At 40.2% G+C, this 23,512-nt stretch carries 19 protein-coding genes and 1 riboswitch; of the genes, 5 read left to right on the top strand and 14 right to left on the bottom strand.

Going from position 1 to position 23,512, the window contains the following annotated elements; genetic code table 11:
• Positions 1–17: 17 nt before the first annotated feature.
• Positions 18–632, bottom strand: coding sequence for a DNA-J related domain-containing protein (locus BCU68_RS12040; RefSeq protein ID WP_102564985.1), 615 nt, complete (start codon positions 630–632; stop codon positions 18–20).
• Positions 633–829: 197 nt separating this feature from the next.
• Between BCU68_RS12040 and BCU68_RS12035 the strand changes: the two genes are divergently transcribed.
• Complete coding sequence (locus BCU68_RS12035) at positions 830–1,477, top strand: DUF2238 domain-containing protein (RefSeq protein WP_102564984.1); 648 nt, start codon at positions 830–832, stop codon at positions 1,475–1,477.
• On the opposite strand, the gene BCU68_RS12030 is transcribed toward BCU68_RS12035, so the two are convergent.
• The 3 genes from BCU68_RS12030 to BCU68_RS12020 all read right to left on the bottom strand — a co-directional run bounded on the left by BCU68_RS12030 (position 1,458) and on the right by BCU68_RS12020 (position 3,904).
• Entirely contained in the window at positions 1,458–3,161 is a 1,704-nt protein-coding gene (locus BCU68_RS12030) for an SgrR family transcriptional regulator (RefSeq protein WP_102564983.1), read from the bottom strand. The genes BCU68_RS12035 and BCU68_RS12030 overlap by 20 nt on opposite strands.
• Positions 3,162–3,234: 73 nt before the next feature.
• On the bottom strand, positions 3,235–3,471 hold the full coding sequence (locus BCU68_RS12025; RefSeq protein ID WP_102564982.1) for a DUF3389 domain-containing protein: 237 nt from the start codon (positions 3,469–3,471) through the stop codon (positions 3,235–3,237).
• A 7-nt stretch (positions 3,472–3,478) separates the two neighbouring features.
• Positions 3,479–3,904 (bottom strand): hotdog fold thioesterase, encoded by a 426-nt coding sequence (locus BCU68_RS12020; RefSeq protein WP_102564981.1) that lies wholly within the window; start codon positions 3,902–3,904, stop codon positions 3,479–3,481.
• 132 nt (positions 3,905–4,036) lie between these two features.
• On the opposite strand from BCU68_RS12020, the gene BCU68_RS12015 reads away from it, so the two are divergent.
• On the top strand, positions 4,037–4,813 hold the full coding sequence (locus tag BCU68_RS12015; RefSeq protein ID WP_102564980.1) for a M48 family metallopeptidase: 777 nt from the start codon (positions 4,037–4,039) through the stop codon (positions 4,811–4,813).
• A 53-nt stretch (positions 4,814–4,866) separates the two neighbouring features.
• Here the strand turns inward: BCU68_RS12015 and BCU68_RS12010 are convergent, their stop codons facing one another.
• A complete protein-coding gene (locus tag BCU68_RS12010) occupies positions 4,867–5,949 on the bottom strand; it encodes a site-2 protease family protein (protein WP_102564979.1) in 1,083 nt (360 codons plus the stop codon).
• Positions 5,950–6,292: 343 nt separating this feature from the next.
• Here BCU68_RS12010 and BCU68_RS12005 point away from each other — a divergent pair, with 343 nt between their 5' ends.
• The 3 genes from BCU68_RS12005 (at position 6,293) to BCU68_RS11995 (ending at position 10,604) form a co-directional block, all read left to right on the top strand.
• A complete protein-coding gene (locus BCU68_RS12005) occupies positions 6,293–7,540 on the top strand; it encodes an outer membrane protein transport protein (protein ID WP_102564978.1) in 1,248 nt (415 codons plus the stop codon).
• A 15-nt stretch (positions 7,541–7,555) separates the two neighbouring features.
• On the top strand, positions 7,556–9,895 hold the full coding sequence (locus BCU68_RS12000; RefSeq protein ID WP_102564977.1) for a VolA/Pla-1 family phospholipase: 2,340 nt from the start codon (positions 7,556–7,558) through the stop codon (positions 9,893–9,895).
• Between the two features lie 151 nt (positions 9,896–10,046).
• Positions 10,047–10,604: a PhnA domain-containing protein gene (locus tag BCU68_RS11995; protein ID WP_102564976.1), complete on the top strand. Its 558-nt coding sequence runs from the start codon at positions 10,047–10,049 to the stop codon at positions 10,602–10,604.
• 72 nt (positions 10,605–10,676) lie between these two features.
• Here the strand turns inward: BCU68_RS11995 and BCU68_RS11990 are convergent, their stop codons facing one another.
• The 9 genes from BCU68_RS11990 to BCU68_RS11950 form a co-directional block, all read right to left on the bottom strand.
• The gene (locus BCU68_RS11990) at positions 10,677–11,741 is read right to left on the bottom strand and encodes a saccharopine dehydrogenase (RefSeq protein WP_241901371.1); all 1,065 of its coding nucleotides are present in this window, start codon (positions 11,739–11,741) and stop codon (positions 10,677–10,679) included.
• A gap of 16 nt (positions 11,742–11,757) precedes the next feature.
• Positions 11,758–13,257, bottom strand: a complete 1,500-nt coding sequence (locus BCU68_RS11985) for a Na+/H+ antiporter NhaC family protein (RefSeq protein WP_102564974.1) — start codon at positions 13,255–13,257, stop codon at positions 11,758–11,760.
• Between the two features lie 115 nt (positions 13,258–13,372).
• A riboswitch (Lysine riboswitch) is annotated at positions 13,373–13,549 on the bottom strand.
• A 205-nt stretch (positions 13,550–13,754) separates the two neighbouring features.
• Entirely contained in the window at positions 13,755–14,771 is a 1,017-nt protein-coding gene (locus tag BCU68_RS11980) for a chemotaxis response regulator protein-glutamate methylesterase (RefSeq protein ID WP_102564973.1), read from the bottom strand.
• A gap of 2 nt (positions 14,772–14,773) precedes the next feature.
• The gene (locus BCU68_RS11975) at positions 14,774–15,598 is read right to left on the bottom strand and encodes a CheR family methyltransferase (protein ID WP_102564972.1); all 825 of its coding nucleotides are present in this window, start codon (positions 15,596–15,598) and stop codon (positions 14,774–14,776) included.
• Complete coding sequence (locus tag BCU68_RS11970) at positions 15,598–18,393, bottom strand: methyl-accepting chemotaxis protein (protein WP_102564971.1); 2,796 nt, start codon at positions 18,391–18,393, stop codon at positions 15,598–15,600. The genes BCU68_RS11975 and BCU68_RS11970 overlap by 1 nt, the downstream gene beginning before the upstream one ends.
• A gap of 12 nt (positions 18,394–18,405) precedes the next feature.
• Positions 18,406–18,903, bottom strand: coding sequence for a chemotaxis protein CheW (locus BCU68_RS11965; protein ID WP_241901370.1), 498 nt, complete (start codon positions 18,901–18,903; stop codon positions 18,406–18,408).
• A 20-nt stretch (positions 18,904–18,923) separates the two neighbouring features.
• Positions 18,924–21,053 carry a chemotaxis protein CheA gene (locus tag BCU68_RS11960; protein ID WP_102564970.1) on the bottom strand — a complete coding sequence of 710 codons (2,130 nt, stop codon included), beginning with the start codon at positions 21,051–21,053 and terminating at the stop codon, positions 18,924–18,926.
• Between the two features lie 172 nt (positions 21,054–21,225).
• On the bottom strand, positions 21,226–21,417 hold the full coding sequence (locus BCU68_RS11955) for a hypothetical protein (RefSeq protein WP_102564969.1): 192 nt from the start codon (positions 21,415–21,417) through the stop codon (positions 21,226–21,228).
• A 319-nt stretch (positions 21,418–21,736) separates the two neighbouring features.
• Entirely contained in the window at positions 21,737–23,488 is a 1,752-nt protein-coding gene (locus BCU68_RS11950; RefSeq protein ID WP_102564968.1) for a bifunctional UDP-sugar hydrolase/5'-nucleotidase, read from the bottom strand.
• Positions 23,489–23,512 lie beyond the last annotated feature (24 nt).

Raw genomic sequence — 23,512 nt, 5'->3', positions numbered from 1 at the left:
AACGCTGAGTATCACTTCTAACGCAATACATGCCACGCTGCACATAACTGCTGAAAACGTTCACTATCCCCATTTGAACGGTCTGGATGCCACTGTAGAGCCAGACGTCGCCACTGTTTACGTATTTCCACTTCACTTGCGTCCTTATCTAACTCAAACAAACGCAATGCACAACTGCGCTCTAAGCGATGTTCATTCGAGTCCTGTCCAACATGACGGCGGTAACGGCTCCAAAACTCATCCAATAGACGCTTAACCTCACCAACACTGGCTTCATAATGCTGCCAATCCGTATAGTAGGTCCGCAACGGATCTTGTGGGTCTATCGCATGAGCTCCTGTTGAGCCTGTAAAAAGGACAATATCCATAGCCTCAACTTGCAACCACTGATCGGGATACAGCATATCTTGTAGCTGATAAAGCGCATTCATTAATAAGAAGTTGCGTTTAAACACATCCTTTTCTGGAGTTTCATCTAATGTTGGAACAAAACCTAAATGGGTTAGTTGGCCAATTAGTGTGTGTACTTTCCAATTGGACGGTTGGTGAGTGAGTACTTGAAGTACTGGCCATAACAAGGGATTCTCTATCTCATTATACTGGCAAAAATGCAAAGGCTGGGATTCTAACATTGGCGACTCTTTTCAAAATGCTCTCTTCATTCAAAGTGATAACCTGCTATTTGTCAAACCCATGAAGAATGGCTTATAACTCGAGACGTCTGAAATTTTGTTGGTTGTTATTTATACCGCTGTCAAATTTCGATCTATACTAATAAAAATGTTGCAAAGGATATGCAACTGGTTTAATTGTTTTGGAAGGAATCATGATGTCTATTATTAGATTAACGGATAACCTAATTTTAATCTCTCTTACTACCGTTTATCTTTTTGTTCTTATCTTTAGCGCTATCGATCCACACTCTTGGGATATTTGGATTGCAGAAATACTGCCCGTCTTGTTCATACTCATAGGTATATGGTTCGCATCGAGTCACTATACCTTTTCTAAAACCGCCTATTTTTTAATGTTCATTTGGATAATAATGCATAGTATTGGGGCAAAATATACCTTTGCTGAGGTTCCATTTGATTGGTTCAATACGCTTATTCAATCCCCACGTAACAATTATGACCGGGTTGCTCACTTTTCAATTGGTTTCTATGCCTACCCAATTGCCGAGTACCTCATTGCAAAATCGAAGTACCCTATCAAATTCGCTCAATGTTTTGCGCTTTTTACCATTATGAGTGTTGCCTCTGGTTACGAAATCATAGAATGGTGGTATGCCGATATCGCTGGTGGTGAAGCGGGTATTGCGTTTCTAGGCTCTCAAGGTGATATGTGGGATGCACAGAAAGACATGCTCTGCGATACATTAGGAGCCATCACTGTGCTGCTATTACTTACACTACAGTTAGCGAGAAATCCATTACGCTTCAAAATAGACAATGATCTTAACGAACCGAATCATTGAATTCAGGCTTAACCCAAACTTGGCTGAAATCAAACCAGCCAAGTGCATTACATTTGGCATTCTGCAACGATCCACAATGATCTTTATTGACACCTAACCAACAGTGGAACATGGGTATAATCTGATAGTTAACGACTAGCTGTTTCCCTAACTCACGCGCGGGAAAGGATTGATCGTTTCCACTTCGCCATTGATCCACCAGCAACATCCACTTTGAAAAATCATCGCTACTGCTGCACGACTCTATATCACTATAATCGAGTAACCAACCTGCTAATGCATCATCACGATAATTGGCAATCCCCATGGGTTTGATCCAAATATCGATCTCTTCACTACTTGGCGGTGTTAAATCATAGCCAACCAGACGAGTACTAATACCTTGCTCACTTAAAATATTGCTGATCACATCAGTAATAACGGGAAACATCGGATGTAATGTTTGGTAGGCTATTGCGAGTGTGACACCTGGTTCTGGAGGTTGCATCGGTAATAATGCTGGTGGTTTATCATACCAACCTGGCTTGATTCCATAGGCTTGCAGTAAACCAAGTTCAACGATCTTGTCTTCAGGTAAATGCTTAAATAGCTCAAAGCCACTTAAACGTTGGCTAAGGTAGCTTGCCCAGTGAGGATTTTTTGCAATTCCGTTACGACGGTTAAGTAACAAATACATGCAGCCAGGATCGAGTTTTACTTCATCACTACTGCTTCTTTCGGAAGTGATTGGATTGGAGATACTTGGAAATACCATGGAAGAATAAGCCTTATCAATTACCCAAACCTCAACGGTATCGATCAAAGGTCTAAAGCCAAAGTAGCCATCATAAGCACGTAGCACTAACTTCTTATCATCATTACGCTCAACTCGATAAGGTCCTGTTCCCACGGGCAATAAATCATAATCATCATTACGTCTCGATCGTGGTAGTAATATTTTCGCTCTCGACTCTGTCAAAGCGAGCGGTAAATAACGATCAGGTTTAGCTAAATCTATATCAATCACCCACTCACTCGGCGAGGTTACCTTGTTAATATGAGAAAACAGATTAAAGCTACGAATGGAGAGAAGGCTTTGTACAACATGACGGGTTAATAAAGGCTGACCATTATGAAAGCGCACGCCTGGACGAAGGTAAAAACGCCAATGCGTATCACTTAAGGCTTGCCAAGAGTGAGCTAAGTCGGCTTGAATCTGTTCGTGTTCATCCAAACGAGTTAGACCACTAAAGATTTGCCTTGTTATATGCTGCTCAGAACGGCGCATTGATTTTAATGGGTTTAATATCGATAACGGACGATAATAGGGCAAGCGAATAACCTGCTCACCCGCTTGATGTTGAATGCCTAGATAATTTTGAATCACCTGACCCAATTTAGCGGTATCATTGCCTAAAACATCTAAAGCTTGACCAATTTTCCCATCATCAAGATACCGCTTGGCAAGATTCTCACTCACATCATTGCGGTTACGCTTAAAAATCAGCTGAGATAATTTGCCACGACCCGCTGCAGGGTGCCACTCTATCCAACCTTCTTCTGCTAACTTATTGAGGACAATACGCGCATTTCGACGAGTACAAAATAGCACTTCGGTTACATCATCGAGTTGTATACCGGCATCTTGACCATTGAAGTGCTCAAAAAGCGTCTCAAATTGTACTCTAAGTCTCGGGCTGCTCATAAAGAGGAAATCTCAATCATATATCGTTATCTTGATTTTCCTCATTTTATTCAGGTTAGCAAGCCCCTTCTTTCTACTCTATTATTGCAATACTCAATTCTTGGGCTATCTCACGTAATTGCTGTTCTGAATCAAGCTTAAAAGACCACTTACACTCGGCACCGTTCACAGAAATGACATTAGCCCCTTTGCCTATCAGTTGAACAGCATCAACCTGAGCTTGCATAGTGATACGCTGATCACCATTTAATCGCACCACAATTTCGTGCATGGTGAGAATGATTTTTCCACTTGTAAAATTAATGACCATGAAGACCCTATGATTTTTTTCTTTTGACTGCCATGGTTAAACGGCTCATACATACTAAGCGTTGGCGCTCATCGCTAATAGTAATCTGCCACACCTGCGTTGTCGCCCCTAAATGAAGAGCAGTCGCAGTACCGGTCACCGTTCCTTCACGCATGGCACGAATATGATTGGCATTGATATCTAACCCTACACAGTAATAATCATCATCGACACAAAAGTTAGCGGCGAGTGAACCGAGTGTTTCAGCCAGTACAACTGAAGCCCCGCCATGCAGCATACCTAATGGCTGGTGAGTAAAAGAACACACGGGCATCGTGCCACTTAAACTGTTCTCTGTTACCTCGCTATAAACAATACCAAGGTGTTCAATCAATGTATTTTTAGATGTGGCATTTAAAATACTTAACTCTATGTTTTTTTTCCAAATACTCATTGAAAAGTCCTAAGTCGTAAATCACTTACTATAATGTATTGAGATGTTGGGTTTAGCAAATACTCTTTCCCTATGTCAATTAATAGGCTTTCATTATAAATCCACAACACGGTTCAAATGAGGATATGTTGCATGAGTTGGAATCAAATAACCTTACTACTTATGACTATTGGTATTGCTAGTTGCAGTTCATCGCCAACAGGACGTAGCCAACTTTTACTTTTTTCCGATCAAGATATGTCTCAACTTGGTGCTAATTCTTTTGATCAAATGAAGCAAGAGATACCGATCAGTAAAAATACTAAAATCAATGCCTACGTACAGTGCGTCTCGACTGCTATAACAAATACCATTCCTAAGCAAGATGACTTTTCACAATGGGAAGTGGTGGTTTTTGATAGTGAACAAGTGAATGCTTTTGCTCTGCCAGGCGGGAAAATTGGCGTGTATACGGGGCTGTTAGATGTTGCCGTCAATCAAGACCAACTCGCCAGTGTTATTGGTCATGAAATTGCACACGTACTTGCAGAACACAGTAATGAACGCTTATCTCAGTCCCAATTGGCAAATACCGGCTTACAAATCACCAGTATTGCCCTTGGAGGAAGTGACTATCAGCAAATGACCATGGCAGCATTAGGGGTTGGCGTTCAATATGGTCTCATTTTACCCTATGGACGCACTCAAGAATCTGAAGCTGATATCGTTGGGCTTGCTTATATGGCACAAGCAGGTTTTGACCCCTATCAATCGGTTGAATTATGGAAAAATATGGCGAAGGCATCAGGTGGAAGCCAACCACCTGAACTATTATCAACCCACCCATCACACGATACTAGAATTGGTGACTTAACTGACGCGATCAAGGCACTACCAAGCTACAATGTTAAACGTCCAAACTGTGGCTAGCTGCTTTTCTGGTCGCTCATCGCATAGCGTGGATAAATTGACCTGGTAACCGTTTATGTACCCAAAATCAACAGCGGCAGACTCAGTAACTCATCACCTGTCGATGCAAAATACCAAATGATTCCAATTAAGCTGCTTACAAGACCGATATACCAAGCAAAAGAAAAAATTTGTCCATATCGGTCAAGCGGTAACAAGTGGCTATGGTGACGCTGCTTCCATTCAAAAAATATCTCAACGCTTCCCATAATCAATAAAAAACCAAACAGAGTAAGGTTTAATTGATAACTTAGCACGACACCACCGATTGCCGCTGCCGCACATAAGGCGATTCCCAACTTACTATTCATTGAAAAACTAATGCTTTTTAGAACGTGACCACCATCAAGTGGTAAAATGGGTAATAAGTTAAATAAGTTGAGTAATGCATTAAATACCGCGAGCCCAGCGAAGAACATTTCCCCAGTGACCCAATAAGCAAGGGTAAAAATTAGCGATAGGATCAAACCAAAAAAAGGTCCCATTATCGAAATCACCACATCTTGCCAGCGAGTATTTATTTTTTCATCGCTGAGTGCTAACCCTCCTAAAAAGGGAATTAAATAGATACCTTTCGTTTGCATATTAAAGTACTTCATCGCACGAATATGACCATACTCATGAAAAACTAAGCAAGCAATTAAGGCAAGCGCGAACTCAATCGAAAAAAGCCAAGAATAAGCAGCAAGACTTGCCGACGCTAATACCACTTTAATCAACTTGGCACTTTTTAGCCCTTTCATTGCTAAAGACAGTAAACCTATCAAGCTAAAACGACGCTCTACTTTAGGGGCAACCTGAGGCGTTTGTTGTTCTATATCCTTCGCGTTACGCTGTCCCTTTGATATGACCTCGTCATTGACAGTGGTTTGATATTCAATAGAAAAAGGTTGCCATACTAGGTTCACCTCTATCTTACAGTGTAACGTTTCTTCTCCGCGAGACAGTGAAAAATGATGCACTCTAGTACCATCGCTTTCCACTTCAGCATTCAGTTGTGAAACTAACGTATTATTCCAAAAAAGTTGCTGCCAACCTGCCATAGAGCCTTCTAAGCGTAGTGGTTTACCCAGAAAGTCGATTAAAAGTAGTTCCAAGATCGTTCCAAATTATTTTTTATCCTAAAAAGTAGCTTAATTATGCCCACTCCTCTTTATAAGGTAAAGAATAGCTGTATTTGTTAAAAAAAATAACACTTTCACTTTGATATCAAACTCAAGTTATCACTACAAGTCTGGTCTAACCTCAATAAAATCATAAGACATTGATATTTTGATATTTGCTGTCATTAATAATAAATGGCAGAAAAAATAGTTAGATTATTTTAATGTCAAACTTTGACAAAACCACACACAGACTATTAACATTCTATTTACACATAATAAGGTCACTACTCCGTGATACTAGAATAATTAAAATCATGCCCTAGGAGGGTCAAGGATGAATGTTAAACACCGCTCTCTGCTTACAATGTCTATATTGTTTGCGTGTAATGTTAATGCTGCTGGCTTTCAGGTTGCTGAACACTCTGCATCTGGATTAGGTCGCGCTTTTTCTGGTGAAGGTGCTGTTGCTGATAATGCTAGCGTGCTTTCTCGTAACCCTGCAGCCATGACACGATTTAAACAGGCAGAGTTTTCAGGTGCACTTTCTATTGTTGATCCCGAAGTCGATATTTATGATGTTAGCAATGACCAGCACTCTAGTGACGTTGCCCCTATGCAGTTTGTCCCTGCTGCCTATTACATCAGCCCTATTAATGACCAGTGGTCGTGGGGGATAGGAATGTTTACCAACTACGGAGTTGCAACGGATTACCCTGATGATATCTACGCTGGTGATCTTGCTGGTGATACTGCCCTTGTCTCTGTCAATCTAAACCCAAATATCGCCTATAAAATCAATAACCAATGGAGTGTGGGTGCAGGGCTGAACCTTGTTTATGCAAAAGCTGAATTAACTCGCCATCAAGGGGGGTTAGCTGTTGTATTAGGGGGATCGCCTTCTGATGACTTAATCAAATTAACCGGTGATACTTTTGCATTTGGTTGGAATGTCGGCGCCTTATATGAATATAACCAAAATAATCGCTTTTCCATCGGCTACCGCTCTGCGATCGATTTAGATTTTGATGAGGGTGAATTTACGAGCTATAACTCAGGTAAAGCCAGTGAACCTACCGTAGATGGTCGCTTGAAAGTCACCCTACCTTCTATTCTTGAGCTCTCCGCTTTTCATCAACTAACGGACAAATGGGCGATTCACTACGGCTGGCAACGTACTGATTGGAGTACCTTTACTGAACTAAAATCCACCAGCGATCAATGTAATGATAATGGTGTCGCGGGTCAATGTTTATACAAGCCTGAGCACTATGAAGATAATAATCGTTACTCATTTGGGGCAACCTATCAAATCAACAGTTCATGGATTATTCGAGCCGGTATTGCTTACGATGAACAAGCCGGTGAAGCGACATTAAGTATTCCTGACAGTGACCGTTACTGGTACAGCGCTGGCTTTACTTACCTAATTAACCCGCAACTCTCCTTAGACGCAGGTTTCTCACTTGTGCAAAGTAAAGATGGTTCATTTACCGAAGGGAATGCCCTTGATGAAACTTTAGAGTTTAAATCTGAAGCCGTTGCCTACCTTTCTGCTATTCAAATTAACTACAGCTTTAAATAATAGGAGCGATTTACCATGGAAAAAACATTTAAACTGTCGTTAGTTTTTAGCGCTATTCTACTAGCAGGTTGTGGCGATGATACTGAAAGTTCAGGGGCACCAACCACGCCTGTTTATGAAGATTTTATTCAGGAGTCTTTAGAGCAACCGACAACGATCCAATTTACTTTAAGTGGTCAAAATGCTGCGGTACCATTACCAAGTTTTGCCTTGCTTGATACCTCAGATGGCACATTAGGACTTCCAACGGGTGGTGATGATGCGCTAAGTAACCCAATCGCTGCGATGAATACTGCTGATGGGTTTTCTACCACAATGCCTATTTCTCTCACTTTTGAAGGTGGTGATTTTGGTGAAACACAAAATATCCTCACCAGTGGCATCTACGTGGTTGAGCTTAGTGATGGACTAACTGGATCGCCAACGCCACAAGCTATACTGAGCGCTCCCACCGATTTTGTGACTCTTGCTCAAGGTAGTAACCTGACCATTATCTTTAATGAACCTTTAAACCCGAAAAGTAATTATATTTTTGCTGTCACCAATGAAGTACTCGACAGTGATGGTGAAGCTGTTGGTATGTCATCGAGCTACGCTGCTGCGAAATCAGAAGAAAAGATCTACACTGAAGGGTCGTTAGCGCAAGTTCAGCAGGTCACACAAGGCGTTGAAGCTCTTTTTGCCGCAACTGGCGTTGATAAAGAAACGATTATTTATTCAAGTTGGTTTATCACTCAGTCCGTAGGTGATAGCTTGTATGCGACTAAAGGGGCAACGGCAACAGGATTAGCTTCTGGTGGCTTAAATAACGTATGGGCACTTGATAGCCAAGCTAACCCAAATAATGTCGATTTAACTTATGCATATATAATGTCGTTTGAGGAAACTGCGACCTTTAACGATGCCTTAGATAATGATAGTGATTTTGACGACTATATTGGTAGCGATGCTAAAGCAGGGATAAAGGCACTGTATGAAGCTTCAGACGCTGAAGTTAATGTCACACAAGGCACAGTAAACCTACCACACTACTTAGAACAAGATCTTGCGACCTGGAACTCGCAACCTTTCCAATCAGCAATGCCAAGTCTTGCTAAAATATCCGCAGCGTTATCTGATGAAAACGAGCAAGCGCATGTGGCAGGTCAACTTATGGCGGCAGGTATCACCCCGAGTTTACTTGCCACGTCACCAGAAGAGCAACTAAAGCTCGTTGGGCAGTCGTTAACACTCAGTGATGGTTCAGCACTTGATAGCGAACGAGTCATCACACAATACTCACCTGTGCCTCAAGTAAAATCTCTAGAAGCGGTAGAATTTATTCTCTTTACCCCAACCAACTCGACGGCAACAGAAATCGCTATCTATCAGCACGGTATCACCTCTGCTAAAGAAAATGCTTATGCCTTTGCTTTTAATCAAGCGCAACAAGGTATTGCAGTATTAGCGATTGATTTACCTCTCCACGGTACACGTAGCTTAGATGAAGATCGCTCTGCCAATGTTGATACCCTAGCCTACTTAAATCTGACCTATTTGCCGGTTGCACGTGATAACTTGCGTCAAAGTGCCTTAGATGTCATGGGGTTAAGAGCAGCACTGGCAGTTTCATCTCAAGCTGGATTGCTAACAACGACACCTTTATCAGCAATTAACCCTGTCACCAGTAGCCACTTCATCGGTCACTCATTAGGGGGAATTGTTGGTGTTAGTGCTGTTGCTGCAGCCAATGAAAGTTTGGGCTCTGACACAGCCGATGCGTTGTATAACTTCTCATCGATGTCAATCCAAAACTCTGGCGGACAAATAGCGAACCTACTATTAGGTTCAACCAACTTTGGACCGCTTATCATGCATAACATCGCGTTAAGCTTATCTATTGGCTACGATAGTTACGTTGCAGAAAATTGTACTGATGTCATTGAACAAATCTGTTTTGCTCAGTTCTCAGCACAAGCAACAGAAGAGCAGCAAGCTGTGATGAGCGCTGGCTTTCAACAGTTCTCTTACGCTGCACAAACAGTGCTAGATACGATTGACCCTTTCACTAATGCAAGCCATCTAGTCGATAACGCAACTTTAATACCAGTGTTAATGTCGCAAGTTGCCGATGACGATACGGTTCCAAATAGTGTCGATTTTGCACCCTTTGCTGGTACAGAACCACTTGCAGCTCAACTCTCTTTAGATGAGACTTCTACACCAGGAACAACGGGGGGCTTTGTTAAGTTTACCGATAGTGCTGCAGGGCACAGTACTTTTGTTGCACCAAAATCAGATTTGAGTGATATCGTGACTCACGCAACAATGCAAAGTCAACAAACTCAATTTATTGCTCCAACGACAACACCTTAGCTCAATATATACGTTAACTGCTCGATATATTAACGATGCCAGCCTTGTGCTGGCATTTTTCGGTCTATAATTTCCTGATTAGCTTTCCTTCTTAGGGATAAAGTGGATAATAGCCCGGTAATAACTATTTATAATATATGTGAGATCAACTATGTCTATTGAAGCTACTATGCTTGCACGCTGCGGTTCAAAATGTGAATTATGTTCTGCTGATACTCCTCTTACTGCTTTTGCTGTACCGCCTCATAGCCATGTTACGGTTGATCACGGCATTATGGTTTGTGAAAAATGTCTAAGCGAAATTGACGATCCACAAGATATCAACCACTGGCGTTGCCTAAACGACAGCATGTGGAGCCAAGAAGCACCAGTACAAGTCATGGCTTGGCGTCAACTGACTCGCCTATCTGCTGAAAGCTGGGCTCAAGATTTACTAGACATGATGTACCTTGAAGAAGAAACATCAGTTTGGGCACAAATCGGGATGTCTGCAGATGACAAACCTTTCGATGTGAACGGCGTTGAACTGAAAAAAGGTGACGACGTAACTGTCATTAAAGATTTGCCAGTGAAAGGTACAAACCAAGTAATCAAGCAAGGTACTGTGATCCGTGGTATTAGCCTAGGTGATGACCCTAAACTTGTCTCTGGTAAAACAAACGGCGGTCAATCTATGTACGTGATTGCTGAGTTCTGCCGTAAGAAGTAAGACCAATAGGTCACTCTCTTTAATAAAAAAGCCCCTTTCGGGGCTTTTTTGCATTCTAATACTTCCTATCAACTAAAGCATACCTTCTGCTTCACGATAGTAATCTTCCGCTCGTGACCAAACACCTTGAGGATCGATCTCTTGGCACAGCGTTAATAAGTGTGGCAACAGTTGCCCTGCAAAATCTTCACTACTCTCTTTCGGTAGAACCGTTGGCAGATGATCAACAGCTTGAACATATAACCCTTTAACATCAGATTCAATAATCGGCTTCACAAGCTTTGTCGATTGATTATAAATTCGGATTGGATTATCAGGATTATTTGGATCACAGCTTACATCACTCACAATACTCAATCGAGGTGACGTACCTAAGCTCTCTTTGGTGATAAATGGTGGGGTGCCTTCTGCAAGGTAAGCGCAATTTACCACAATATCGTAATCATTGATGGCTTTGAATGGTCCACCACCTTTCGTTTCAGCGATATCCCAACCGTCAGCCTGAATACCAAGTTCAGTAAATAGATCCATTGCACCTTGACCACAACGTCCATATTGACCAATCACTAACACACGAGGTAATTCAGATAAGCCTGCCATTTCAGCGCGTAAAACCTGCAAATATTCAGAGCGATCTGGATAACTACTTACTGCTGGGTAAGTTTCGTTGCTGCGACTATGGTGAACAAACCCGGAAAAACCAATGGCAGCGCCAACATAACCCGCCCAGTAACCAAATGCACAAACTCGTTTACCTTGCTCGTCTCGCAAGAACTCAAGATCAAGTACATTACCGCCACCTTGCTGAAAGCGAGAGAGAATTTGCGGTGCTTCGTCTTGTCCTTTAAAGGCATGAGCAAAATAAATATGTTGATGTTTTAAGGCAAAACTCTCTTCAGCTAGCTCTTTTAGCCCAAGAACATAGGCATGCGCTGGAGCTTCAACCCAACTATGAGCATCAACCAGTTTACAACCAACGTCTTGATAAGCACTATCAGCGAATATACGCGTCGTACTGCGTTCAACAACCAAGCTTGCCCCTGCATCAATTAATGCTTTCGCGCCAGCAGGTGTTAGTGCTGTACGGTGCTCACCTACTTTTACTTCATCACGCAGCCAAAATAATGTTTTCATCATTTCATCCTTTTATCTATTAAGCCGTTACTGCTGAACGAATTGCAGCCTGACGACGTACCATGAATACAATAAGAGCAACTTGTAATAAGCCTGCAAATAAAATCGTGTATGGACTGCGAGTGATCTCCGCAACCATGAAACCAACACTTGCCGTTATACCTGTCAAGATGGCATAAGGAAATTGCGTTCGAACATGTGATACATGATCACAGCCTGTCGACATTGAACTTAAAATTGTTGTATCAGAGATAGGAGAAGTGTGATCTCCTAGCATGCCACCACTTAATGCCGCACCAATACAAATTAAAGGATCGGCGCCTAGTGCACTGGCTACTGGGACAGCAATAGGGATAAGAATAGCGAATGTTCCCCAAGATGAACCTGTTGCCACTGAGATAAAGCTACCAATGATAAAAATTAATGCTGGTAGTAAAAAGATTGGCAAACGATCATTCATTACCTGACTAATATAGGTGCCAGTTCCTAACGATTTACAAATATCACCTAAGGTCCATGCCAGTAATAAAATAACTAAAATTAACATGATACGCTGCATACCTGCGACAAACGTATTGAAGCCTGCCGAAGCGGTCATCGTTTTTGTGTAGGTATAATATAAAATGGCTGTAATCGAAGCAATTAAGTAACTCGTTCCTAACGTCGCACGGATCACAGGTCCATTAATTTGCCCATGCAGTTGGTAGTTATAAGTAAATAAAACGATCAATGAAGCAAAAAGGACACCGAGAGGAAGTAAGATAAGTGAGATCGATGCCGATGATTTACTTTCAGTACCATCATTAATTTCAGTGGTTAGATCAACCTGTTGACGAGCTTTTGCTTCGGCTTGAGCCATCGGTCCCCAATCTTTATTCAATGCGGCGTATACTGGCACACTAAATAAAGCAAGTAGCGCATATAACTGATAAGGAATGACTTGTAAAAAGGTGGTAAAGCCATCTACAGGTTGCCCCATATTAGCGAATGCATTTTCAATAAGACCTTGTGAATAGACTCCCCAGCTAATAATTGGGATTAATACACAAATTGGTGATGATGTAGAGTCGATGATAAAAGCAAGTTTCTCTTTACTCAATTTAAGCTTACGGTAAATTGGAGCAAACATTGGTCCTAAGATTAATGAGTTACCAGAATCAGTAAAGAAGATACCAACACCTGTCGCCCATGTTGCTAGTTGCGCTTTAAGTGGTGATGAGACATAACGAGTCGCCATTGATGAGAAAGCAGCCATACCACCACTTTGCTCAACAAGATAAATAAAGCCCGATATTATCGTAATAACAATAATAATTTGTGCATTACTCGTTTGTGCTAATTGAGCAAACGGACCATCCGTTAAAAACATCAAAGCAGTATCGACTGGGTTTCCCTGCGTTAATATCAACATGCCACTTAAAACAGCAACGCCTAATGCTAAAACAACGTGTCGGGTGGTAAAAGCGAGTATTAGGGCTAATACTGCGGGAATAATGGATAACAGTCCATAATCAGCCATCAATCTACATCTCCTGTAAAATAATACGAAATCAATTTAGAGGGAGGTATTCTGTAAAGAAAGCAGACAAAAAGAAGTATAAAAAGGGAAATGCGAACTTACCTGTTCATAGCAAAATTGTTGTAGCTCCCCATTCCGACAAGATCAGAATGACAGTGCTGCTCCTATTAAGAACAACCCCAGTAGTAAAGCGGACAACTATTACTACTTCGGCCCTAACTCCTTTCCCTTAGCGTCAAAGATTGTCCATCTCAACTAAGATACTCATAGGCAGAGCGCCTCTACTTATTTTATTAGCGCAAACGTTATCGTTTACGCTTGGACATGAATAAAACATACAATTTCATCGCATAAATATTATTGGTGAATAAATGTGACACAGATCACTAAAAATAAACTAAAAACAAAACTGTTAACATTACTTATAACTACAAAGTAACAAATATTTGGTTTTTTATTTTGTCTGTTTTTTGAGCTTACCACTAGACATTATCTTTCTATTTGGTTTTTATACCACTAAGTGCAGAAGCAACAATATCATCCAGAGCCAACTCATGAGTAACGGCTCCTACTTTTACTGCCTCTCTTGGCATACCATAAACTAGGCTAGTTGCTTCATTTTGTGACAACGTTTTAGCACCGGCTTGTTTCATTTTCAGTAAACCAAGCGCTCCATCTTTACCCATACCAGTTAAAATAATACCAATACTGAGTTTTTTAATATTATCGGCGACAGATTCAAACAAAATATCAATAGAAGGTTTATGTAAGTTCACAGGATCACTATCACTCAACATGGTGTAATAAGCCCCCGAACGTTTTTGGACTTGAAGATGCAGTCCTCCAGGTGCGATATAAGCATGTCCAGATTGGATAGGAGTATCATGTTTTGCTTCACTCACATTGATTGCACATAAACTTTGTAGACGTTCTGCAAAAGAAGCGGTAAAACCTTTAGGCATATGCTGAGCAATAACAATTCCTGGGCAATTTACTGGCATCTGCGTTAATAAGTGGGTAATGGCTTCAGTTCCACCGGTTGATGCACCGATGGCTATAAGGTAATGAGAAAGATCTACCTTTTTGACTTGTGATAATTGTTTAGCAACGGTGATATTTCGCTCAAATACATAACTTGCATCCCGAATAGACTTAATTATATCGCGCGCGATCAACTCAATATTCATATTTTTAGGTTTAGTCACACAAGCCGTTGCACCTATTTTTAGTGCCTGCTGGGAAATTAACGAACCCCTTTGCGCTAATTTAGAGATAATGACCACAGGCATAGGACGTAAACTCATGATTTTATCTAAGAAATCTAAACCGTTCATGTGTGAAAACTCAATAGATAGAGTTAATACATCCGGATTTAAATCTTTAATCATTTGCCTTGCTTGAAAAGGACTATGCGCAATACCGACAACAGACATATTACTTTGGCTACTAATCACCTTTTCTATCGATTCACAGACAGTTAGAGATGAATCAGTGACTAATACTTTAAGCTGCATAACTAAATCCTTTTATACATAGTTTTACAGAGCAATTTGAAGTCAGTTTGTTGATGAGAAAATGTTTCTGAATGACCAAGAAAGAGTAGCGATCCTTTGTCTTCATACCTAGCAAATTTACTAAGAAGTTTTTCTTGTGTGATTTTATCAAAATAGATCAAAACATTACGGCAAAATATAACATCAAACTTCTTTTTCATTGGCCATTTTTGATCAATGAGGTTCAATGGTTTAAAACTAATTAACGCTTTAACTTCTGGTTTTACTTCAAAAGTACCATTGTTCGTTTTTTTTAAGAAGAACCTATGAAGTTGTTCATTACTGACACTTCCTAATTGCCCAGTGCTATAACAGCCCTCTTTTGCAGTCCTTAACACATCGCTATTGATATCGGTCGCCAATATTTTAACTGGGGGGCTCATCGTGCCAAATGCCTCTATCATTGTCATCGCTATACTGTAGGCTTCTTCTCCTGTTGAGCAAGCTGAACACCAAATTTTTAACGGTTTTGATCGGCTGCGCGTTAAAAAATTCGTTTTCATGTGATCAGCCAGTAAATCAAAATGATAAGATTCACGAAAAAAATAGGTCAAATTAGTCGTTAAGGCATTAATAAAACAAGCCCACTCTGGTGAATCTCGATCTTGTAATTGCTCTAAATACGCCTCAAAGCTATCGAGTTTTTTTGCCCTCAAACGACCAATTAATCTATTATAAACAAGATTTTTCTTATTCTCATGCAATGACACCCCTATTTCGCTATAGATTAAATTAGCAATCATTTTGAAGTCTTGCTCTGTAAACAGAAAAGGTGTATTTAGCTCCATTAGAACTCAGACCAATCATGATCATCAGCAGAATGACTCGCTGGCTTGGTCGATGTCGTGGTTACTTTACTCTCATTAACACGCTTCTCAGCAGTATTAAAGTCCTCTTCACCAGTATCAAACGCTGCAACATAAATGGCTAGATTCGCCACTTGCTCTTCGAGAGAACTTGCCGCAGCAGAGCTTTCTTCAACTAAGGCTGAATTTTGTTGAGTGACATCATCGACCTCTAAAACCGCACGACTGACTTGATCAAGGCCAACACTTTGTTCTACTGAAGCTAATGTTATCTCTTCAATTAACTGCGCAACCTCTTGGATGGAGTCCACCACACCATCAATGGACTCGCCAGCTTGATCTGCAAGCTTAGATCCCAATTCAATTTTATGTACAGAGGAATTAATTAACGTTTTAACTTCTTTTGCCGCAGCAGCAGAGCGTTGTGCTAAGTTTCTCACCTCCGTAGCCACGACAGCAAACCCACGCCCTTGCTCCCCGGCTCTTGCCGCTTCTACTGCCGCATTGAGTGCAAGAATATTCGTTTGGAATGCAATACTATCAATAACGGAAATAATACTCATCACTTCTTGCGAACTGGTATTGATCTCATTCATATTATCAACAACTTGCTTCACTATCTCCCCACCTTTAAGAGCATTTTTTGACGTATCTTTGGCTAAACTGTTGGCTTGTTTAGAGTGCTCGGAATTCTGTTTAACCGTAATGGTTAGCTCTTCCATACTTGAAGATGTGACTTCTAAACTCCGTGCCTGCTTTTCCGTTCGCTGTGCTAAGTCTACATTCCCAATGGCAATCTCTTTCGCTGCGGTATTTATCGTGTCGGCAGAAATTTTAATATGCAGAATCATCTCTTTGAGTTTTTCCACCGTCATATTAGAGCTATCTTTTAACTCACCAAACGCACCTGTGTAATCGGCTGTAATTTGCGAGGTAAGATCGCCTTCAGCCAGAGAAGAGAGGACTTTAACAATTTCGGCTAAGCTCACTTCATTGATTTCGAGTAGACGATTCATGTTTTCACAAAGCATAGTGAAGAACGCATTCTTACCATCTAAGCCCATACGTTGAGTAAAGTCGCCACTCACTGCAGCATGAATGACATTTTCAATCTCTTTCTCCACCGCAATTTCTGATGTACGATCAGACCACTCCGTTACATAGCCTATCTGTTGGTGATTCTCATCAATAACTGGGTTAGCAACAATATTAAAAATTCGCCCATTAACTTCAACTTCTTGAATGTTTCTTCCTGCATTATCAGCCGTTAAATCAAGATTACTCAGTGAACTCAGTTGCAAATCTTGGGTATTCTGACCTATAAGTTTATCGGCATCAAAAGTATCAGAAAGCACCTGAAACTCTTGCTCTGAATGTTTAAACATTGCCATGATCGCAGGGTTTGCATAGATAATTTCTCTCGTATTATCTTCAATCATCACATTGGTACTGACACTGTCTAAAGCGATTTTAATGCGCGTCGTTTCAATTGCTTTTTGCTTCATATTTTCCATGTTAAAAGCTAATTGTACTTTCATGACTTTAAGGGCATTAAATACTTTACCTATTTCATCATTATTCTCGATATCGATATCAAATAAGTAATCTTGTTTCACTAACCTCATGAAACAACGTCGCATGTTTTTTAATCTATACGCTATATCGCGATTAAAGAAATAAGCAAAACTTAAATATACAGCTATAAAAAAAGCCGTTACGCCCGTGGCGAAAGTAGCCTCAAGCCAAAAAACCCTTTGGCTATTTTTATAAATATCGAGCGATTGCTGTCTATTTATTGTGGCTAATTCTTCCATTTTCACTTGATAGTCACTAATTTCAGAGATAATCATAACGATCATAGAGTCAAATTTAGTATCACTTCTCTCATCTTGCTTACCCAATAAGATCGTATTGTAAGTATCTGACAAGAATGTATCTGACATGAGATCACTTTGTTTAGCTATCTCTCTATAATACTCAACATTAACGTTACTCTTGAGTTCTAAGTCAAACTCCTCAACTAAATCAGTTGTTATCTCTTTTATATCAGATGAATTTTTCTTTAGCTTACTTGCTATTTCCAGATGTTTATCATATTGTTCTGTCAATAATAACAACTCTAATAGATGCTTATTCTCCCCCCAGGCTTTATCTATTTCTAATAGGCGTCCATAAGACTCTATATGGGTATTATATAAATGAGAAACCGACTCTTTTTCTTGATAAGAACTATAAATTCCTAAGCACAATACAATAAGCAATGAGACAGTAGCCACGAGTACTTGACCAAATAAGCGCTGTTTTATCGATAGGTGGGAGAAGCGCGTTCTTTTCTGTTTTTTTACTATCTTGCCACGCATAAAAATTCGATTACCTTGTTCGCCTTCTTTAAATTGAGCGTAAAGGATCTTGGCTTTTTCTAATTCCGTTTTATTGGGCATTGAGCGAACTGACATAAAGCCAATCTGAGTGCCATCTTCATAAAGTGGTGTGACATCCGATTTAACCCAATAAAAGCCACCGTCTTTTTGTCTGTTCTTGATAATTCCTGACCAACAATGCCCTGCTGATATTTCATTCCAAAAATCTTCGAATGCTTCTTTTGGCATATCCGGATGGCGTATTATGCTGTGCGGTTGCCCCATCAGTTCTTCATTTGAAAAGCCACTGACACGAATGAAATTTTTATCAGCAAAGGTAATATTTCCTACTAAATCCGTCGTCGATACAAGAAGTTCATTTTCAGATACAAAATACTCTTTATTTTCATTGCTCATTTTAAATGCCTTTTATTCATCAATCCGTTGTTCTGAGTTGCTGCTTAACTGTTCAAACAATGCCATATCATCACTATTCATCAGTTTTTGAATATTCATCAACACCAGCATTAATTCATTCTGAGATGCTAAACCCTTAATATATTTTGTATCTAATGCACTTGCAAAATTAGGCGGTGGCTGAACATCGGTTTGCTCTAGTAAAACAACATCAGCAACGCTATCAACAACAATGCCAACAATTCTATGCCCAATATTCAAGATAATAACCACTGTCATTTCATGATAGGTAATATCGGTTAAGCTAAATTTCACTCTCATATCAACAATAGGGATCACAACTCCACGTAAATTCATCACACCTTTTATATAGGCTGGCATATTCGGTATTGATGTCACTTGATCGTACGTTCTAATCTCTTGAACTGTTAATATATCGATACCATAATATTCCTTACCTAGCCAAAATGTTAAGTATTCATTTGTTGCGCTTTTTGTTTCATTATCCAAAACATCACCTTCCATTTGACTTAACACTGCCTAACCAAATCAGCCACATCAAGAATTAAAGAGACTCGACCATCACCCATAATCGTCGCACCCGATATGCAGGGAACTTTACGAAAGTTATTTTCTATTTTTTTCAATACCACTTGCTGCTGACCAATAAGACTATCCACAAATAAAGCGATCACTTTATTATCATGCTCTAAAATAACCACAATGCCTTCACTTGGGTGTTTTAGTTCGGTTTCTATATTAAAAAACTTATACAAGCAAATAACCGTAATATATTCGCCATGAACTTTAATCATCATTTCACCACTATTCAGAATTTTTAAGTGTTCTCGTTTTGGCTGTAGTGACTCAACAATATAAGTAAGTGGAATAATATAAACATGCTCGCCAACAGAAATAGACATACCTTCTACAATCGCTAACGTCAAAGGTAATTGAATTGACATTCTTGAGCCCAAGCCAAGCTGAGAACTAATGGCAACTTTGCCCCCCATACTGGCAATATTTCTTTTCACGACATCTAAGCCAACCCCACGACCTGACACATCGGTAACCACTTCTGCTGTAGAAAACCCTGCCGAAAAGAGTAATTGAAATATCTCGCTTTCTGCCATTTTTGCGGGCAGTTTCATTCCTTTTGCTCGCGCCTTTGCCAGTATTTTTTCAGGATCAATCCCCGCGCCATCATCATCAACATGAACAATGACATCTCCTCCTCGATACACCGCTGATAATCTAATTGTCCCTTCTTCACTTTTATTGTTTATTTTTCTAATTTCCGGCAATTCAATGCCATGATCCATGCTATTCCGGATCAAATGAGTAAGGGGATCGACTAACATCTCAAGCAAACCTTTATCGAGCTCTGTTTGCTCTCCTTCTATCACTAGTTTTATTTTTTTATTTAATACCGCCGATAAGTCACGAATGATACGAGGAAATCGACCAAAGACTGTGCCAATGGGCATCATTCTCACCGACATGGCAGATGCTTGTAAGTCACGTGTATTACTCTCAAGTTGATTGAGCCGTGTCGCCAATAGTTCGTTGCTACTTAGCCCTAGATCAGCGGTCAACTTTTGCAACATCGACTGAGTAATAATTAACTCGCCCACTTGGTTTATTAATTGATCAACTTTGGCTGTACTGACGCGTATAGATGAGGCTTCTTTAGGCTTGGTCACCGCAAGCTTGGCAACCTTCTTCACTAAGGGCTTACTTTCTACAACTTTATTGGCAACGACTTCAACCTGGCTCTGTGCGCGATCGATTTTTTTTCGAAACCACAGCTTAATTTTTTCATCCACCAGCACCGCTTTGATAGGCTTAACTAAATAGTCATCCATCCCGACTTGTAAGCATCTGTCTTTTTCTTTATCTCCAGTCATTGCGGTCATCGCAATAATAATAATATCTTGATGTACCTTGCCAGCATCACCATTTCTTATCGCTTGGGTCGCGAGATAACCATCCATCACTGGCATTTGGCAATCTAACAGCACTAAATTAAATGGCTCTTCAATAGAACTATTTAATTTATCAATCGCTTGCTGTCCATCTTCGGCAATATCTAACCAGGTAAAGCCTATTTTTTTTAAATTATGGGCTGCCATTTTTTGGTTAACTTTACTGTCTTCGACTAATAAGATTTTAACTATCGATTTTTCATCGATGGATAGTTCACTCATTGCGTCTTGCTGCGGAGCGCTCTTAACCATTGAAGGCGAAGGTTCAATATCAATGAGGTGCTGTTTACATAGGCTATCTAACTGACGACAAATCTCCTTAACGCGAGCGGGATCGACAGGGGCATGATCATCGAACTGGTGTGCATTTTGAAGTGACTCAAGCAAATCTCTCGCTTGGAGGAAAACACTGACCATCTGCTTGGTTAATGCAATGTCATTATTTCTAAGCTTATCGAGGAGGTTTTCTAAAATATGAGTAACGGAAGAAATATCATCAAAGTCGAAAATCCCTGCTCCACCTTTGATAGAGTGTGCGGCTCTAAAAATGGCATCGAGAGCTTCTGAGTTATCCTGACTTTCATTAATATCGAGCAACAGTGACTCCATTTCTTGAAGATGCTCTGTCATCTCTTCAAAAAATATCAATTCAAACTGCTGAGTACTATCTGGCATATCAATCCTTTAGCGCATATTATACCTATTCGACCGTGAACAGATATGCAACAATATGCTATAAAGTATAGCCACTTTACTGATGATTTCTTAGAATTTAGCTTAGAAATAAAAAAGCACTGAGTCATTTTCAGGCTCAGTGCTATATAAACTATTGTTTTTTCAAATAATGTTAGCGGTGTAAACCAATATCTTTTTGCATATGACTTGATAAGTCACTGGCATAATAGGTTTTTTCTGTGTTGCTTCTAACAAAAAGAATGTCAAATAAGTGTGCAATCAGTCCTTTGAAATTAACCGAATAGGTCTTCTTATCCATAGAGATTGGTGATGCAATAGTATTAATATTCACTGCTTGGTCCATGATTGCCTCTCTAGAATGTGTTGTTACTCAATGCTCAAAATTATCCTTTGTAGCAAAAAGTCAAAATAGGTTTTGTTGGTTGAATAATAAGCCATTTAAAGGTGGTTAAAAAATGACAAATACTCTTCATTCGGATTAGTTTTTCTAATCAAACAAACCATTAACACGAGGCAACAAGCACTGAGTATGAAATATTCAAACATCCTTCATAAATACTCACTAAAGAGCCAGATAAGTAAATAAACAAGCATAAAAATAATGCCGAGATCTTAGATGTTAAGATCTCGGCATTGATAGCTATACATTTTTAATTAAGCACTTATTTTACGCATGCATATTTTTGTAGTGCATGACGGTTTTGTTGGTTTAAGCGCTGTGGATTTTGCGTTAATAAAGCCACCATACATTCAGACATAGAACTTGTTGTCACAACCCCCTCACCTTGCATATTGAGTAAAGCATCATAGCCTTCTTTGCCCTTCATGGTATAAGCCGATGAGGTACCTCGATAAATAGCAGCAGGGTCAACCGGACACCAACCTAAAGTGGGGTGATTGATCTTTAAATCTGTAATGCGCTCACCCTGTGGACGATCGGCATGATACTCAAACTGTAAATTATGCGTATAAGGGTAACTGCCAGAGCCCGTACCTTTGATACCATTATTCGTGGCATTATTAATCGCCCCTTCCAATGCGTCTGCAATGGCTTGACCATCAATATCATAAATACCAATAGGCACGGCAAACGGAAGCAGTTTCCCTGCAATATCAGCCACAGACACTGCACCTTCATTCAAAGAGTTACGTACACCACCAGCATTGTGGATAGCAAATTCGACATCGTAACCCAACTGATTCATTTGAAAATAAAACGATTCTGCCACTATCGGGGCTAACTGGCTCTCACCACCCGCATCAGGAATACGCACATGTCGTAATGGGCTATCTGCATAGGCAATAATATGTTGCTGTAACTCTCTCACTTTTGGCATATAGGTATCAGTAAGAATACTTTGTAAAGCGGGATCTTTTTTACATACAACCACATGAGGGTGTTGTGCTAAGAACTCACAGGCTAAACGATGATCTTCATTTTCTTCACGGCTACGGCTTAACATGGAATCGATAAATAACCGTCGCCCTAGTAGCAGTTCATTACGACCAGTAAAATGTGTCACCTCACCTTGCGCTGAAAAAGTGATCTCACAGTGACCAAGAGTTAAAGCGTGTAACCCAGCCTGAACAATATACGTTTGATTGACCTTGACCCCGTACGGATCATCTTTAGTTAGCCCTAATGCTGAGAAATCGCCCTGTAAACGATGGCTATGTCCACCCACAATTAAACCAATACCCTCAACTTGCTCAGCAAGCGCTAAATCCGCTTCATAGCCTAAGTGACTTAATAAGATTATCTTATTCACACCCTGTTGATTGATTTGCTTGATCGTCGCTTTTGCCGTTGCGATGGAATCAATAAATGGCGTATCAGGATCGGGATTGGCAATATCACTCATTTTATCGATGGATAGACCAAATATAGCGACCTGTTCATCTTGGATGTTTTTAATGATATACGCAGCCGATTGAGTGTCTGGCTGATAGGATTTAACCTGTGGCTGCCCATCTAATGTGTATGCTTTATCTTGATTTTCTTGGCTTAAATCCCAGTTACCAGCAAGCAAAGGAAAATTAATATGTTGTGTAAATTGCGCGACCGGTTCATTGCCCATATCCAATTCATGGTTTCCCAACACCATAGCATCGAGATCTAACCCATTGAGCATGTCGACATTTGCTTGACCTTTAAACAGGGAAAAATAGAGCGTGCCTTGAAAGCAGTCCCCAGCATGTAGAAATAAAAAGTCTTGCCCTTTCTCTTGAGCGATTTGTTTTAATTGCTTAGCTCTTGTTGCAATACGAGCAAATCCACCAGCACTCACATAAGGATTTATCGTTGAACCTGCCACCTCAAGAGAGAGTTGTAAAGAGGTTGGTTCAAAGTAGGAATGAGTGTCGTTGATGTGTGCCAGCGTTATCGTCACGGCTTTATTGTATTTATTCATCATTTATATTCTCTTCTAATTCCTAGC

Origin of the sequence: Vibrio sp. 10N.286.49.B3 (genome assembly GCF_002873395.1) — a bacterium.
GTDB lineage: Bacteria > Pseudomonadota > Gammaproteobacteria > Enterobacterales > Vibrionaceae > Vibrio.
Note: the sequence above shows the minus strand (reverse complement) of the source record. Positions and strands in the feature narration are given on the sequence as shown.

Coding starts and splice junctions, on each gene's coding strand:
- BCU68_RS12040 (WP_102564985.1), bottom strand. CDS start 632: ATGTTAGAATCCCAGCCTTTGCATTTTTGCCAGTATAATGAGATAGAG.
- BCU68_RS12035 (WP_102564984.1), top strand. CDS start 830: ATGTCTATTATTAGATTAACGGATAACCTAATTTTAATCTCTCTTACT.
- BCU68_RS12030 (WP_102564983.1), bottom strand. CDS start 3,161: ATGAGCAGCCCGAGACTTAGAGTACAATTTGAGACGCTTTTTGAGCAC.
- BCU68_RS12025 (WP_102564982.1), bottom strand. CDS start 3,471: ATGGTCATTAATTTTACAAGTGGAAAAATCATTCTCACCATGCACGAA.
- BCU68_RS12020 (WP_102564981.1), bottom strand. CDS start 3,904: ATGAGTATTTGGAAAAAAAACATAGAGTTAAGTATTTTAAATGCCACA.
- BCU68_RS12015 (WP_102564980.1), top strand. CDS start 4,037: ATGAGTTGGAATCAAATAACCTTACTACTTATGACTATTGGTATTGCT.
- BCU68_RS12005 (WP_102564978.1), top strand. CDS start 6,293: ATGAATGTTAAACACCGCTCTCTGCTTACAATGTCTATATTGTTTGCG.
- BCU68_RS12000 (WP_102564977.1), top strand. CDS start 7,556: ATGGAAAAAACATTTAAACTGTCGTTAGTTTTTAGCGCTATTCTACTA.
- BCU68_RS11995 (WP_102564976.1), top strand. CDS start 10,047: ATGTCTATTGAAGCTACTATGCTTGCACGCTGCGGTTCAAAATGTGAA.
- BCU68_RS11990 (WP_241901371.1), bottom strand. CDS start 11,741: ATGATGAAAACATTATTTTGGCTGCGTGATGAAGTAAAAGTAGGTGAG.
- BCU68_RS11985 (WP_102564974.1), bottom strand. CDS start 13,257: ATGGCTGATTATGGACTGTTATCCATTATTCCCGCAGTATTAGCCCTA.
- BCU68_RS11980 (WP_102564973.1), bottom strand. CDS start 14,771: ATGCAGCTTAAAGTATTAGTCACTGATTCATCTCTAACTGTCTGTGAA.
- BCU68_RS11975 (WP_102564972.1), bottom strand. CDS start 15,598: ATGGAGCTAAATACACCTTTTCTGTTTACAGAGCAAGACTTCAAAATG.
- BCU68_RS11970 (WP_102564971.1), bottom strand. CDS start 18,393: ATGAGCAATGAAAATAAAGAGTATTTTGTATCTGAAAATGAACTTCTT.
- BCU68_RS11960 (WP_102564970.1), bottom strand. CDS start 21,053: ATGCCAGATAGTACTCAGCAGTTTGAATTGATATTTTTTGAAGAGATG.
- BCU68_RS11955 (WP_102564969.1), bottom strand. CDS start 21,417: ATGGACCAAGCAGTGAATATTAATACTATTGCATCACCAATCTCTATG.
- BCU68_RS11950 (WP_102564968.1), bottom strand. CDS start 23,488: ATGATGAATAAATACAATAAAGCCGTGACGATAACGCTGGCACACATC.